The sequence below is a fragment of the Pseudomonas sp. C2B4 genome, assembly GCF_013359695.1.
Classification (GTDB): Bacteria; Pseudomonadota; Gammaproteobacteria; order Pseudomonadales; family Pseudomonadaceae; genus Aquipseudomonas.
In genome coordinates this window covers 198,778-212,965 of the sequence record NZ_JABFMU010000001.1, presented here as the reverse complement: position 1 = coordinate 212,965, position 14,188 = coordinate 198,778, and the positions used below count along the sequence as shown (strand labels likewise).

The 14,188-nt window shown below is 60.2% G+C and carries 11 protein-coding genes; 3 read left to right on the top strand and 8 right to left on the bottom strand.

Annotated elements, in window-relative coordinates:
* Positions 1 to 94 precede the first annotated feature (94 nt).
* A complete protein-coding gene (locus HNQ83_RS00990; protein ID WP_175387257.1) occupies positions 95 to 1,435 on the top strand; it encodes a hemolysin family protein in 1,341 nt (446 codons plus the stop codon).
* Positions 1,436 to 1,549: 114 nt separating this feature from the next.
* Here HNQ83_RS00990 and HNQ83_RS00985 read toward each other — a convergent pair whose 3' ends face one another.
* The 8 genes from HNQ83_RS00985 to HNQ83_RS00950 form a co-directional block, all read right to left on the bottom strand.
* Positions 1,550 to 2,446, bottom strand: a complete 897-nt coding sequence (locus HNQ83_RS00985; protein WP_175387256.1) for a peptidoglycan DD-metalloendopeptidase family protein — start codon at positions 2,444 to 2,446, stop codon at positions 1,550 to 1,552.
* Positions 2,447 to 2,654: 208 nt separating this feature from the next.
* Positions 2,655 to 3,584 carry a response regulator gene (locus tag HNQ83_RS00980; protein ID WP_175387255.1) on the bottom strand — a complete coding sequence of 310 codons (930 nt, stop codon included), beginning with the start codon at positions 3,582 to 3,584 and terminating at the stop codon, positions 2,655 to 2,657.
* 167 nt (positions 3,585 to 3,751) lie between these two features.
* Positions 3,752 to 4,513, bottom strand: coding sequence for a phosphate signaling complex protein PhoU (gene phoU / locus HNQ83_RS00975; protein ID WP_008073516.1), 762 nt, complete (start codon positions 4,511 to 4,513; stop codon positions 3,752 to 3,754).
* Between the two features lie 71 nt (positions 4,514 to 4,584).
* Positions 4,585 to 5,418, bottom strand: a complete 834-nt coding sequence (pstB, locus tag HNQ83_RS00970) for a phosphate ABC transporter ATP-binding protein PstB (protein WP_175387254.1) — start codon at positions 5,416 to 5,418, stop codon at positions 4,585 to 4,587.
* 184 nt (positions 5,419 to 5,602) lie between these two features.
* Entirely contained in the window at positions 5,603 to 7,273 is a 1,671-nt protein-coding gene (gene pstA, locus HNQ83_RS00965; protein WP_175387253.1) for a phosphate ABC transporter permease PstA, read from the bottom strand.
* A 15-nt stretch (positions 7,274 to 7,288) separates the two neighbouring features.
* Complete coding sequence (locus tag HNQ83_RS00960) at positions 7,289 to 9,322, bottom strand: ABC transporter permease subunit (RefSeq protein ID WP_175387370.1); 2,034 nt, start codon at positions 9,320 to 9,322, stop codon at positions 7,289 to 7,291.
* Between the two features lie 499 nt (positions 9,323 to 9,821).
* Complete coding sequence (locus tag HNQ83_RS00955; RefSeq protein WP_175387252.1) at positions 9,822 to 10,820, bottom strand: phosphate ABC transporter substrate-binding protein PstS family protein; 999 nt, start codon at positions 10,818 to 10,820, stop codon at positions 9,822 to 9,824.
* A 241-nt stretch (positions 10,821 to 11,061) separates the two neighbouring features.
* Positions 11,062 to 12,360, bottom strand: a complete 1,299-nt coding sequence (locus HNQ83_RS00950) for an MFS transporter (RefSeq protein WP_175387251.1) — start codon at positions 12,358 to 12,360, stop codon at positions 11,062 to 11,064.
* A 364-nt stretch (positions 12,361 to 12,724) separates the two neighbouring features.
* Between HNQ83_RS00950 and HNQ83_RS00945 the strand changes: the two genes are divergently transcribed.
* Both HNQ83_RS00945 and HNQ83_RS00940 read left to right on the top strand, forming a co-directional pair.
* Complete coding sequence (locus HNQ83_RS00945; protein WP_007942704.1) at positions 12,725 to 13,129, top strand: acyl-CoA thioesterase; 405 nt, start codon at positions 12,725 to 12,727, stop codon at positions 13,127 to 13,129.
* A 69-nt stretch (positions 13,130 to 13,198) separates the two neighbouring features.
* Positions 13,199 to 14,098, top strand: coding sequence for a D-hexose-6-phosphate mutarotase (locus tag HNQ83_RS00940; RefSeq protein ID WP_175387250.1), 900 nt, complete (start codon positions 13,199 to 13,201; stop codon positions 14,096 to 14,098).
* Positions 14,099 to 14,188 lie beyond the last annotated feature (90 nt).

Below are 14,188 nucleotides of genomic sequence, written 5' to 3'. Positions count from 1 at the left end.
GGACGGTCAGCCGCTACATTGGCTGACTTGCGCCTGCTTTTCAGGCGCACATTTTTCTTTCCTTTCGCATACACGGAACCCGCAAAACTCCATCATGGACCCTTCCCCTGGCTTGTCCCTCGCAACAATATTCGCCGACTTCGGCATGATTCTTTTTGCTCTGATCCTGGTTTTGCTCAACGGCTTTTTCGTTGCGGCGGAATTTGCCATGGTCAAATTGCGCTCGACCCGGGTCGAAGCCATCGCCGAACAGCACGGCTGGCGCGGGCACATCCTGCGCACCGTGCACAGTCAGCTCGATGCTTACCTGTCGGCGTGCCAATTGGGTATCACCCTCGCCTCCCTGGGCCTGGGTTGGGTCGGCGAACCGGCGTTCGCCCACCTTCTGGCTCCCGTGCTGAGTGCCGCAGGCGTGGATTCCGCCGAAGTGGTCAAGGCGGTTTCGTTTTTCACCGCGTTCTTCATCATTTCGTACCTGCACATCGTGGTCGGCGAACTGGCCCCGAAATCCTGGGCCATTCGCAAACCCGAATTGCTGTCGCTGTGGACGGCGGTGCCGCTGTACCTGTTCTACTGGGCGATGTACCCGGCCATCTACCTGCTCAATGCCAGCGCCAACCAGATCCTGCGCATCGCGGGGCAAGGTGAACCCGGCCCACACCACGAGCACCACTACAGCCGTGAAGAGCTGAAACTGATCCTGCACTCCAGCCGTGGTCAGGATCCGAGCGACCAGGGCATGCGCGTACTGGCCTCGGCGGTGGAAATGGGCGAACTGGAAGTGGTCGACTGGGCCAACTCTCGCGAAGACCTGGTGACCCTGGAGTTCAACGCTCCGCTCAAGGAAATCCTGGCGATGTTCCGTCGCCACAAGTTCAGCCGTTATCCGGTGTACGACAGCGAGCGCCAGGAGTTCGTCGGCCTGCTGCACATCAAGGACCTGCTGCTGGAACTGGCGGCCCTGGATCACATTCCCGAGTCGTTCAACCTGGCCGAACTGACCCGTCCGCTAGAGCGTGTTTCCCGGCACATGCCGCTGTCGCAGTTGCTGGAGCAGTTCCGCAAAGGCGGTTCGCACTTCGCCGTGGTTGAAGAGGCCGATGGCAACATCATCGGCTACCTGACCATGGAAGACGTGCTGGAAGTGCTGGTGGGCGACATTCAGGACGAACACCGCAAGGCCGAACGCGGGATCCTCGCGTACCAGCCGGGCAAACTGCTGGTGCGCGGCGATACGCCGTTGTTCAAGGTCGAACGGCTGCTGGGCATCGATCTGGACCACGTCGAGGCCGAAACCCTCGCCGGGCTGGTCTACGAAAGCCTCAAGCGAGTGCCGGAAGAGGAAGAAGTGCTGGAGGTCGAAGGCCTGCGGATCATCATCAAGAAGATGAAAGGGCCGAAGATTGTTTTGGCCAAGGTGTTGATGCTGGATTGATTGACTGATCTGAATCGGCATCGCTCCCTTCGCGAGCAGGCTCGCTCCCACAATTGAAATGCACTCCAATGTGGAAGCGAGCCTGCTCGCGAAGGCGTCAGAACAGGCAATTCATCACTGTTTGCCCATTTCAAAGTTGGGCAACACCTCCACCGGCTGATTGAACCGGAACGGTATCGACACCAGCCCCATCCCGGTATTGCGCTGCACCGCGAAGTGCAGATGCGGCCCGCTGCTGTTGCCGGTATTACCCGACAGTGCCAGCGCACTACCCACTGCCACCCGCTGCCCCTCACGAACGCTGACCGAGCCTTTTTTCAGGTGCAGGTACACGCCCATGGTCCCGTCATCGTGCAACACCCGCACGAAATTGCCCGACGGATCGTTGCCGCGTCCGGTCTGGCCGTTTTCGGTTTTCACCACAACCCCGCCACGGGCAGCAATGATCGGCGTGCCCTCGGGCATGGCGATGTCCATGGCGTAACGGTTCTTCGGCCCGTAGTGGCTGTATTGGCCATTGGCCCCCTGGCTCAACCGAAACGGCCCGCCTCGCCAGGGCAGCGGGTAGCGATAGGCCATGGTGGCCCCCGACGGGTCGCCCAGGGAGTATTCGAACCTTGGGGTGTACACCAGCGGCCTTCCGGGTTTCGAAGCCTTGAGCAGCGCCAGGCGTATGCTGCTGCGTGCCGGCATCACCCGACGGATCGGTCGACCCGGCGCACCACTGACGTTGTTCAACCCCGCGAAGCTCAATTCGACTTCCACCGGCGCATATAGGTCATTGCGCACATACACGCTGTCCATGCCCTTCAGCTTCTTGATATCGAGGTACACCTGACGTTCCAGGTGCTCGACCATGCGATCGCGGAATACAACCACCTGCGCACCCTGGGTGGGCCGATCGCTGTAGGAGACCACGCCATTGGCGTCGGTGGACGTGTAAATAGTCATGGCCACAGCCGAGGTGGAGGCCATGGAAAGACCACAGAAGAACAGCAGGCGCGCGAGCATGGGCAGGGATCTGTCGAGTAAGGCCTGGGGAGGAGCCTAGCAGTCGGAATTGACCTGCGTAGTCGGCAGATGTTTCAAGATGGGTGGATCAGGGTGATGTGTGGTGCAGGTGATGGCCCCTTCGCGGGCAAGCCCGCTCCCACAGTTGAAACGCATTCCAAGGTGGGAGCGAGCCTGCTCGCGAAGACGAACAAACAGGCGATGAAGATTACGCGCCAGGAATAAAGTGCTTCTGCGCCGTACCCCGGGCAATCAATCGCGAGATGTAGTCGAGCTTCTGCGCATCCTGATCGACAAAGCGGAAGGTCAGTTGCAGCCATTCGCTGTCTGGCTTCGGTTCGTGGGCAACAATGGCATGCAGGTAGCCGTTGAGGCGCGCGGTTTCAGCGTTGTCACCCTGCTCGAGGTCGAGTACGGCGCTGTCGAGGACTTGCGGCAGGGTGTCGGCACGTTTGACCACCAGCAGCGCTTCCTTGAGGCTCAAGGCCTTGATCACGCATTGCTGGATGCCGTTCGGCAAGCGCAGTTGCCCCTGACCACGCCCTCCCCCGACTGCCGCAGCAGGTGCCGGTGCCTTGACCGGTGGGCTGTTCAGCAAACCACCACGGGCTGGCGCAGCTGCCGCAGCAGCAGGCGCAGAGGCAGCGACAGTCGACGCCGCCACCGCAGGCTTGCCGCCGGTCAATGCACTCAGGGAATCGTTGGCAAACGCCGGGCTCGCTTTGGTATTCGTCGTGTTCATCAAGACGTCGAGCTTGCCAACCTTGTGCAGCGCCTGCTTGACCTTGGTGATCAGTTGCTCGTTGGTGAAGGGCTTGCTGACGTAGCCGGAGACCCCGGCCTGGATCGCCTGGACGACGTTTTCTTTGTCGCCGCGGCTGGTCACCATGACGAACGGCATGCCTTTGAGGCTTTCTTGCTCACGGCACCAGGTCAGCAGTTCCAGGCCCGACATTTCCGGCATTTCCCAGTCGCACAGGACCAGATCGAACGCTTCCCGAGCCAGCAGGGCCTGGGCCTTTCTGCCGTTGACCGCGTCTTCGATCCGCATGCCCGGGAAATAGTTACGCAGGCATTTTTTTACCAGGTCACGAATGAACGAGGCATCGTCCACGACCAACACACTGACCTTACTCATCCATAACCCCTTTAAAAAATCCCGGCAAGCATACCGCCTTGTTGATGGCACTTTGCCACAGCCTTCAGTCACGCCGGGACTTTTCGTTCGCGGGTGCTGCTTTTCGAATTCGTGAGCCGCAAACGAAAACGCCCGGCCAAAGGGCCGGGCGCTTCTCTGGGACAACCTTACTTATCGTCAGCTTTGCCCGGAACATTAGCGGTTTCAGCGCTGGTGCCTTCAACTTCTTCCTTCATGCGTTTAAGGCCAAGATGGCGCACGTCGGTGCCGCGTACCAGGTAGATCACCAGCTCCGAGATATTGCGCGCGTGGTCGCCGATGCGCTCCAACGAACGCAGCACCCAGATGATGCTCAAGACCCGCGAGATAGAGCGTGGGTCTTCCATCATGTAGGTCGCCAGCTCACGCAGGGCGGTCTTGTATTCGCGGTCGATGATCTTGTCGTACTGCGCCACCGACAACGCCAGGTCGGCGTCGAAACGGGCGAAAGCGTCCAGGGCATCGCGCACCATGTTGCGCACCTGGTCACCGATGTGACGAACCTCGACGTAACCGCGCGGCGCTTCACCTTCTTCGCACAACTGGATGGCGCGACGAGCGATCTTGGTCGCTTCGTCACCGATGCGCTCCAGGTCGATCACCGATTTGGAGATGCTGATGATCAGGCGCAAGTCGGAAGCCGCTGGCTGACGACGGGCCAGAATGCGCAGGCATTCTTCGTCGATGTTGCGTTCCATCTGGTTGATCTGGTCGTCGATCTCGCGCACCTGCTGGGCCAGACCGGAGTCGGCCTCGATCAGCGCGGTCACCGCGTCGTTGACCTGCTTCTCGACCAGCCCGCCCATGGCCAGGAGGTGGCTGCGCACTTCCTCAAGCTCGGCGTTGAACTGCTGGGAGATGTGGTGGGTAAGGCCTTCTTTACTAATCATGTTGGCGTCCTTGGAGCGTCCGGTAAGGTGCGGTGGACCGCAGCGTCAGTTCAGTGAACAGCAACAGCTTCCTAGCCGTAGCGACCTGTGATGTAGTCTTCGGTCTGCTTCTTCGCCGGATTGGTGAACAGGGTGTCGGTGTCGCCGAACTCCACCAGTTTGCCCATGTACATGAACGCCGTGTAGTCGGATACCCGCGCGGCCTGTTGCATGTTGTGGGTCACGATGACGATGGTGAACTTGGACTTCAGCTCGTAGATCAGCTCTTCGACTTTCAGCGTCGAGATCGGGTCGAGTGCCGAGCACGGTTCGTCGAGCAGCAGCACTTCCGGCTCCACGGCGATGGTACGGGCAATCACCAGACGTTGCTGCTGACCACCGGACAGGCCCAGTGCCGACTCGTGCAGACGATCCTTGACTTCATCCCACAGCGCCGCGCCTTTGAGCGCCCACTCAACGGCTTCGTCGAGCACGCGCTTCTTGTTGATGCCCTGGATGCGTAGGCCGTAGACGACGTTCTCGTAGATGGTTTTCGGGAACGGGTTAGGCTTCTGGAACACCATGCCAACGCGACGACGCAGCTCGGCCACGTCTTCGCCCTTGCGGTAGATGTTGTTGCCGTACAGGTTGATCGCGCCTTCGACACGGCAGCCATCCACCAGGTCGTTCATGCGGTTGAAGGTACGCAGCAGCGTGGACTTGCCGCAGCCGGACGGGCCGATGAAGGCGGTCACGCGCTGTTTCGGGATGTTCATGCTGACGTCGTACAGCGCTTGTTTCTCGCCGTAGAACAGGCTCAGGCCCGGCACTTCGATGGCTACGGTTTCCTGCTCGAGGCTCAGGCTCTGTTTGTCGCGACCCAGGGCCGACATGTTGATGCCGTGGGTATGTGCTTCGTGCTGCATGGGAGGCTCCCTGTGCTAACAAATTCGGTTCGTTGAACCACTGGCCTGGCCAATGGGTTACTGAAATCTGTGGCTGACGCCGATCCTTGTGGGAGCTGGCTTGCCAGCGATGCAGACGGCTCCGGTCTGCCAGCAACACCGCGGTGATGCCATCGCTGGCAAGCCAGCTCCCACAGGATTCGTATCAGCTATCCAGCGCCTTGTACTTCTCGCGCAGGTGGTTACGGATATAAACGGCCGACAGGTTCAATGTCGCGATCACCAGTACCAGCAGCAGCGCCGTGGCGTACACCAGCGGCCGCGCGGCCTCGACGTTCGGGCTCTGGAAGCCAACGTCATAAATGTGGAAGCCCAGGTGCATGATCTTCTGATCCAGGTGCAGGTACGGGTAGTTGCCGTCCACTGGCAGCGACGGCGCCAGTTTCACCACACCCACCAGCATCAGCGGCGCCACTTCACCGGCGGCACGGGCCACGGCGAGGATCATGCCGGTCATCATCGCCGGGCTGGCCATTGGCAGCACGATCTTCCACAAGGTTTCAGCCTTGGTCGCGCCGAGGGCCAGCGAGCCTTCACGCACGGTGCGAGGAATCCGCGCCAGGCCTTCTTCGGTGGCCACGATCACCACCGGCACCGCCAGCAGCGCCAGGGTCAAAGAAGCCCACAGCAGGCCCGGCGTACCGAAGGTCGGTGCTGGTAATGCTTCAGGGAAGAACAGACGGTCGAGCGAGCCACCCAGTACATAGACGAAGAAGCCCAGGCCGAACACGCCGTACACGATGGCCGGAACGCCCGCCAGGTTGTTCACCGCGATGCGGATCACCCGGGTCAGGGTGTTCTGCTTGGCGTATTCACGCAGGTACACCGCTGCCAGTACGCCGAACGGGGTCACGATCATCGCCATGATCAGGGTCATCATCACGGTGCCGAAGATCGCCGGGAAAATCCCGCCTTCGGTGTTCGCTTCACGCGGGTCGTCGCTCAGGAATTCCCAGACCTTGCTGAAGTAGAAACCGATCTTGGTAAAGATGCCCATGGCGTTCGGCTGGTAGGCGTGAACCACTTTACCGAGGCTGATTTCGATTTCTTTGCCGTTGGCATCACGGGCGGTCAGGCTGTCGCGGTTGAACTGCGCGTGCAGATCACCCAGACGAGCCTCGATATCCTGATAGCGGGCATTGAGTTCGGCGCGCTCGGATTCCATGTCCGCTTGCGCGGCTGGATCAAGCTTGCCTTCCAGTTCAAGTTTGCGGCCGTGCAAGCGGATGCGTTCGAGACCGGCGTTGATCGCACCGATGTCGACCTTTTCCAGGGTCTTGAGTTGTGCGGCCAGCTGATTCACGCGGTTGATCCGCGCTTGCAGCTCGGGCCATGCAGCCTCGCCTTCGGCAATGACCTTGCCATCCTGTTTGACGTTGACCAGGTAGCCGTAGAAGTTGCCCCACTCGCGACGCTCCAGCGCCATCAATTCGACCGGGGTCTTCTGGTTGGTCAGCCACTCGCCCACGATCCAGGTGAAATCGGTGCCGTTCAGGTCACGGTTGCCGACCTTGATCAGCTCACGGGTCATGAACTCCGGGCCTTCGTCCGGCACCGGCAGGCCAGCGCTTTTCAGGCGTGCGCGCGGCACTTCTTCCTTCTGGACCACTTCGCCGATGACCAGGTGATTGGCCTGGCCCGGCACGTCATAGCTGGCGTGCACCAGATCCGCCGGCCAGAAGTGACCCAGACCGCGCACGGCAATCACCGCCAACAGGCCAATGGTCATGATGACCGCGATGGACACCGCGCCACCGCTGATCCAGACGCCCGGGGCGCCGCTCTTGAACCATCCTTTCAGGGAGTTCTGTTTCACAGACTTCTACCTTTCTTAAAGCGACGAGTATTTCTTGCGCAGACGCTGACGAATCAGTTCCGCGAGGGTGTTCATGATGAAGGTGAACAACAGCAGCACCAGCGCCGAGAGGAACAGCACGCGGTAGTGGCTGCCGCCGACTTCCGACTCCGGCATTTCCACCGCAACGTTGGCGGCCAGGGTGCGCAGGCCTTCGAACAGGTTCATTTCCATGACCGGGGTGTTGCCGGTGGCCATCAGCACGATCATGGTTTCACCGACCGCACGGCCCATGCCGATCATCAGCGCCGAGAAGATGCCCGGGCTGGCGGTGAGGATCACCACGCGGGTCATGGTCTGCCACGGCGTGGCACCGAGGGCCAGGGAACCGAGGGTCAGGCCACGGGGCACGCTGAACACGGCGTCTTCGGCGATGGAGTAGATGTTCGGGATGACCGCGAAGCCCATGGCCAGACCGACCACCAGTGCGTTGCGCTGGTCGTAGGTGATGCCCAGGTCGTGGGAGATCCACATGCGCATGTCGCCGCCGAAGAACCAGTTCTCCATGAACGGACTCATGTACAGCGAGAGCCAGCCGACGAACAGGATCACCGGAATCAGCAGGGCACTTTCCCAGCCGTCCGGGACTTTCAGGCGGATCGACTCAGGCAGGCGGCTGAAGGTGAAACCGGCGACCAGGATGCCGATCGGCAGCAGCATCAGCAGGCTGAAGATGCCCGGCAGATGCCCTTCCACATAGGGTGCGAGAAACAGACCGGCGAAGAAACCGAGGATCACCGTCGGCATCGCTTCCATCAGCTCGATCACCGGCTTGACCTTGCGGCGCATGCCCGGGGCCATGAAGTAGGCGGTGTAGATCGCAGCGGCGACGGCCAGCGGCGCAGCCAGCAGCATGGCGTAGAACGCTGCCTTCAGGGTGCCGAAGGTCAGTGGCGACAGGCTCAGTTTTGGTTCGAAGTCGGTGTTGGCGGCGGTCGATTGCCAGACGTATTTAGGTTCGTCGTAGTTCTCGTACCAGACCTTGCTCCACAACGCACTCCACGACACTTCCGGGTGCGGGTTGTCCAGCAGCAGCGGTTGCAGCTTGCCACCCTGTTCCACGATCACGCGGTTGGCCCGTGGCGACAGACCGAACAGGCCCTCGCCTTCGACGACCTGATCCACCAGCAAGGTGCGGTGCGCGGTGCTGTGGAACACGCCAAGCTTGCCGGAGGCATCGAGGGCAACGAAGCCCTTGCGGCGCTCTTCGGCGGTAATTTCAACGATAGGCGCAGTGCCCATCTGGAAGGTGCGGATTTGCTTCAGGCGTTGCTCACCATCTTGATCGCGGGCCATGAACCACTGGGCCAGACCGCCTTTGGAGTCGCCGAGGATCAGCGAGATGCCGCCCACCAGTTGGGTGCTGGCGGTGATTTGGGCCTCACCGTCTTCCAGCAGTTTGTAACGGCCGTTGAGGCTCTTGTCGCGCAAGCTGAAGACGTCGGCCTGGGCACGCCCGTTGACTACGTACAGCCACTGTTGGCGCGGATCGACGAAGATGTTCTTCACCGGCTCGGTCATTTGCGGCAGGTCGATACGCTTCTGCTCGTTGGTGATTTCGCCAGTCATCATGTTTTCTTCGCTGGTCAGCGACAGAACATTGAGTTGCGAACCGGTGGAACCGACCAGCATCAGGGTCGAATCGTTGGCGTTGAGGCTGACGTGCTCTAGCGCACCGCCGGCTTCGTTCAGCGCAATCGGGGTTTCGCCGTAAGGGTATTCAATGGCGGGCGAGATGGTTTTCTTGCCGTCCGGGTAGCTGACTTTATACGTGTGACGGAACACCAGGGCCTGACCGTTGGACAAGCCTACGGCTACCAGCGGATGACCGGGCTGATCTTCGCCGATGGACGTTACGCTGGTGCCTGCAGGCACCGGCAGATCGACGCGCTTGAGTTCCGCGCCACTGTCGATGTCGAAGAACAGGGCCTGGCCCTTGTCGGAAACCCGCATGGCGACCTGGTTCTGCTCTTCAAGGGAAAACATCAACGGCTTGCCGGCATCTTGCATCCAGGCAGGCGTGATGGCGTCCTTGGCAGTCAGGCTGGCACCCTGGAACAGGGGCATGACCACGTAGGCAAGGAAGAAGAAAATCAGCGTGATCGCCGCGAGAACGGCAAGGCCGCCCACGAGGACGTACCAGCGAGTCAGGCGATCCTTGAGCGCGCGAATGCGGCGCTTGCGTTGCAGCTCAGGCGTATTGAAATCAATTCGCTTGGGGGGATTTGTAGTCATTGTGGAATTGGCCAGATCATTCATTCGCACACCCTAGCGATCCTGTATGACAGAAAGATGACAGTGCAGTGACGCAACAAATCCGCCGCCAGCGGGAACTGGCAGTGGACAGAGAATTTGGGAGGGCCGGGCCGCGGAAAATGGCAACCCTGAGCCTTGTAGGAGCGAGCTTGCTCGCGAAGATGGAACATTCAGACACACTTTCTGTGGCTGGACTACCATCGCGAGCAAGCTCGCTCCTACAGAGATCCGGGGCTAACCCCGGATCAGGGTTTTACTTTTTTGCTACGTTGTTGCCTTCTTGCAGACCCAGGTCAGCCAGTGCTTTTGCAGCAACCTTGGCTGGCAGTGGGATGTAGCCGTCTTTCACAACAACTTCCTGACCCTGTTTGGACAGAATCAGTTTCACGAACTCGGCTTCCAGCGGGGCCAGAGGCTTGTTCGGGGCTTTGTTGACGTAAACGTACAGGAAGCGGGACAGAGGGTACTTGCCGTTCAGGGCGTTTTCTTCGGTGTCTTCGATGAAGTCCTGGCTGCCTTTCTTGGCCAGCGCCACGGTTTTCACGCTAGCGGTTTTGTAACCGATGCCCGAGTAACCGATGCCGTTCAGCGAGGAGCTGATCGACTGCACGACCGAAGCCGAGCCTGGTTGTTCGTTGACGTTTGGCTTGTAGTCGCCTTTGCACAGGGCTTCTTCCTTGAAGTAGCCGTAGGTACCGGATACCGAGTTACGACCGAACAGCTGAACCGGCTTGTTGGCCAGGTCGCCGGTCACGCCCAGGTCACCCCAGGTTTTCACGTCGGTTTTAGCGCCGCACAGACGAGTGGACGAGAAGATCGCGTCGACCTGTTCCATGGTCAGGTGCTGGATCGGGTTGTCCTTGTGTACGAATACAGCCAGGGCGTCCACAGCAACCGGAATAGCGGTTGGCTTGTAGCCGTACTTCTGCTCGAAGGCAGCCAGTTCGGTGTCCTTCATCTTGCGGCTCATCGGGCCCAGGTTGGAGGTGCCTTCAGTCAGCGCAGGTGGCGCGGTGGCGGAGCCAGCGGCCTGAATCTGGATGTTTACGTTCGGGTATTCTTTTTTGTAGTTCTCAGCCCAGAGGGTCATGAGGTTGGCCAGGGTATCGGAGCCGACGCTGGACAGGTTGCCCGACACACCAGTTGTCTTGGTGTAGCTCGGGATAGCAGGGTCAACAGCGGCAACCGCGTTGGCAGTCGCAACGCCAGCAGCGACAAAAGTCATTGCCGCCATCAAACGCTTCAGTTTCATGCCTTACTCCTAGCAGATAGGGTGTGTTAAGTCGGGGCCAAGTATCAGCAGGCCGTGTGAACACTCTATGGCTGAAATATGACAATTGGATGAAAGGCCAGTATTCGATGTTTTGACGGGGTACCGCGTTATCGTTCTTCGCGAGCAGGCTCGCTCCCACACAGGATCTGCGTCGAACACAAAACCATGTGGGAGCGAGCCTGCTCGCGAAGGCGTCAGTGCTGTCGATACAAAGGGTTGATCAGCGCCCTTTCTTCCAGAGATACGCCCCCACCAGAATCCCCACCCCGCACAACACCGCCACATAATAGGCAGGACCCATCGTGCTTTCCTTGAGCAGCAGGCTGACGATCATCGGCGTCAGGCCGCCGAAAATCGCATAGGCGACGTTGTAGGAAAACGACAGGCCGCTGAAGCGCACCACGGGCGGGAAGGCCTTGACCATCACGTAAGGCACCGCGCCAATGGTCCCCACCAGCAGGCCGGTCAGGGCATACATCGGGAACAGCCAGTCAGGGTGATCGGCCAGGCTGTGGTAGAAGGTCCAGGAGCTGGCCAGCAGTCCGGCGCAGCCGAAGACGAAGACACGCCCCGCACCGAAGCGATCCGCCAGGGCACCGGAAATGATGCAGCCGAAGCTCAGCAACACAATCGCCACGCTATTGGACTGCAGGGCCGTGGTCGGCGAGAAGTGGTAGACCGTCTGCAGCACGGTCGGAGTCATCAGGATCAGGACCACAATGGCGGCGGACAGCAGCCAGGTCAGCAGCATGGAAATGGCGATCGCGCCACGGTGGTCACGCAACACCGCACGCAACGGTACTTCTTCCGCCAGGGCCTTGCGCTGTTGAAGCTCGGCGAACACCGGGGTTTCGTGCAACCAGCGGCGCAGGTAGACCGAGAACAGGCCGAACACACCGCCCAGCAGGAACGGGATCCGCCAGGCGTAATCCGACACTTCCACCGGGGTGTAAATGCTGTTGATCGCCGTGGCGACCAGGGAGCCGAGCAGAATGCCCGCCGTCAGGCCGCTGGTCAGGGTCCCGCAGGCGTAACCGATATGGCGTTGAGGCACGTGTTCGGAAACGAAGACCCAGGCGCCCGGCACTTCACCGCCAATCGCGGCGCCCTGAATCACCCGCATCAACAGCAACAGAATCGGCGCCCACATGCCAATCTGCGCATAGGTCGGCAGCAGGCCCATGATCAGGGTCGGCACCGCCATCATGAAAATGCTCAGGGTGAACATTTTCTTGCGCCCCAGCAGGTCGCCGAAGTGCGCCATTACGATGCCCCCGAGCGGCCGTGCCAGGTAGCCGGCGGCGAAAATGCCAAAGGTCTGCATCAAGCGCAGCCATTCGGGCATGTCCGCCGGGAAGAACAGCTTGCCCACCACCGTGGCGAAGAACACGAAGATGATGAAGTCGTAAAACTCCAGCGCACCGCCCAGGGCTGATAGCGAAAGCGTCTTGTAGTCGCTTCGGGTCAGCGGACGTGCGGGTTGGGAAGGCTGCGCGATACTCGAGGGCGCTGTGGTCATGGCAAGGGCTTCTCTTATAGTCAGGTCTGCCGCCCCAACAACGCTGGCAAGGGCTCGGGCAGGACCGGCACGATAGCAAATTGTTCGAAAAAGCACATAGAGGCGCGTATTTGACGGTCAAAATGAGAACCGGACGGTCGTATCGGAGTCTACCGACCGATATACTCGCAACTGTGTAATAGCTTGCAAGGGTTGCTGTGCGAAAACGCCTGTCAGGTTCATAGGCGGTTTCGCAGAGTTTCCCTTTAGGCGCCTTACGAAAAACGTGACGAACGTAGTATGTTCGGGGCTGAATCGTTTTTCTTGAAGACGGCTATTCACCTGAAATACCAATGAAGAGTCACGGGTCAGAGGCACCCCCGGCATGATAGAGCTCGAACAAGAAGATCCGATCCCGCAAGGCGACCTGGCCCTGCAAATCACCGCGCTTCCTCGCGAAACCAACGGCTTTGGCGATATTTTCGGCGGCTGGCTGGTGGCGCAGATGGATTTGGCAGGCACCGCGATGGCCAGCAAGGTGGCCGGTGGCCGCGTGGCCACGGTGGCGATCGACCGCATGGCGTTTCTGGTTCCGGTGGCGGTGGGCGCTCAGCTCTCCTTCTATACCCAGGCACTGGAAATCGGCCGCAGCTCGATCAAGATGATGGTCGAGGTCTGGAGCGACGATCCGCTGTCCAGCGAATGGCGCAAAGTCACCGAAGCGGTATTCGTGTTCGTCGCCATTGATGGCAGCGGCCGTACCCGTTCGGTTCCGCCTCGCGCCCGTTAAAGAGCCTCGTTAAACCCGGCGACCGTTTTACGGTCCATTGCAGTCCTGTTACTGATCGAGAGCTGTGCCATGAACACGCCCAACGTTGAAGCCGTGAAACTGGATGAACTGAACTGCTGGCGCATCCGCCACGGTCAGGCCGAATTGCTGGTGGCCCAGCAAGGCGCGCATATCCTCAGTTATCAATTGGCCGGCGAACCGCCAGTGATCTGGCTCAACGACGAGGCCGTATTCAAGACTGGCAAAAGCATCCGCGCCGGCGTGCCGGTGTGCTGGCCCTGGTTCGGCAACTTCGCGCGCAACCCGCAGAGCGTGCAGGCGATGCGCGTCAGCAACGAACCCGCCAGCGCTCATGGCCTGGTGCGGGCGATGGACTGGGAACTGGGCGGCATCGAAGCCGAGGGCGAAAGCCTGAACGTCGAGTTCCTCCTGCCCTACCCCGAAGGCGGCTTGCCAGGCTGGCCGCATCAGGTGGACTTGAAGTTGAGCATTCGCCTGGATGAGCAACTGCACATCAACCTGACCAGCCATAACCAAAGCACTGAAACAGTCACCATCAGCCAGGCGCTGCACAGTTACTTCGCCGTCAGCGATGTGCGCAATGTGCAGGTCGAAGGGGTGGATGGCTTGAATTACATCGAGACGCTGGACGACTGGAAAACCGTGACCCAGACCGGCGATCTGCGCTTTACCGGCGAAACCGACCGCATCTACCTCGATCCTCCGGCAAAACTGAGCATCGTCGACCCAACGTGGGAGCGGCGTATCGAGCTGACCAGTACCGGTTCGCGCTCGGCGGTGATCTGGAACCCATGGATCGACCGCGCCGCGGCATTCAGTGACATGGCCGACGATGGCTGGCAGCGCATGCTGTGCATCGAGACGGCGAATGTGATGGCGGATGTGGTGGCGTTGGCGCCGAGCGCCAGCCATACCCTGGGTGTGAGCATCGCCAGCAAATCTCTGTAAGCAGCACTAAAAACAATGTGGGAGCGAGCCTGCTCGCGAAAGCGGCCTGACAGTCAACATTGATGTTGGATGTCAGGGCCTCTTCGCGAG

What these genes read in the sequence shown, in the direction of transcription:
- HNQ83_RS00990 (WP_175387257.1), top strand. Translation starts at nt 95, where the DNA reads ATGGACCCTTCCCCTGGCTTGTCCCTCGCAACAATATTCGCCGACTTC.
- HNQ83_RS00985 (WP_175387256.1), bottom strand. Translation starts at nt 2,446, where the DNA reads ATGCTCGCGCGCCTGCTGTTCTTCTGTGGTCTTTCCATGGCCTCCACC.
- HNQ83_RS00980 (WP_175387255.1), bottom strand. Translation starts at nt 3,584, where the DNA reads ATGAGTAAGGTCAGTGTGTTGGTCGTGGACGATGCCTCGTTCATTCGT.
- phoU (WP_008073516.1), bottom strand. Translation starts at nt 4,513, where the DNA reads ATGATTAGTAAAGAAGGCCTTACCCACCACATCTCCCAGCAGTTCAAC.
- pstB (WP_175387254.1), bottom strand. Translation starts at nt 5,418, where the DNA reads ATGCAGCACGAAGCACATACCCACGGCATCAACATGTCGGCCCTGGGT.
- HNQ83_RS00960 (WP_175387370.1), bottom strand. Translation starts at nt 9,322, where the DNA reads ATGCAAGATGCCGGCAAGCCGTTGATGTTTTCCCTTGAAGAGCAGAAC.
- HNQ83_RS00955 (WP_175387252.1), bottom strand. Translation starts at nt 10,820, where the DNA reads ATGAAACTGAAGCGTTTGATGGCGGCAATGACTTTTGTCGCTGCTGGC.
- HNQ83_RS00950 (WP_175387251.1), bottom strand. Translation starts at nt 12,360, where the DNA reads ATGACCACAGCGCCCTCGAGTATCGCGCAGCCTTCCCAACCCGCACGT.
- HNQ83_RS00945 (WP_007942704.1), top strand. Translation starts at nt 12,725, where the DNA reads ATGATAGAGCTCGAACAAGAAGATCCGATCCCGCAAGGCGACCTGGCC.
- HNQ83_RS00940 (WP_175387250.1), top strand. Translation starts at nt 13,199, where the DNA reads ATGAACACGCCCAACGTTGAAGCCGTGAAACTGGATGAACTGAACTGC.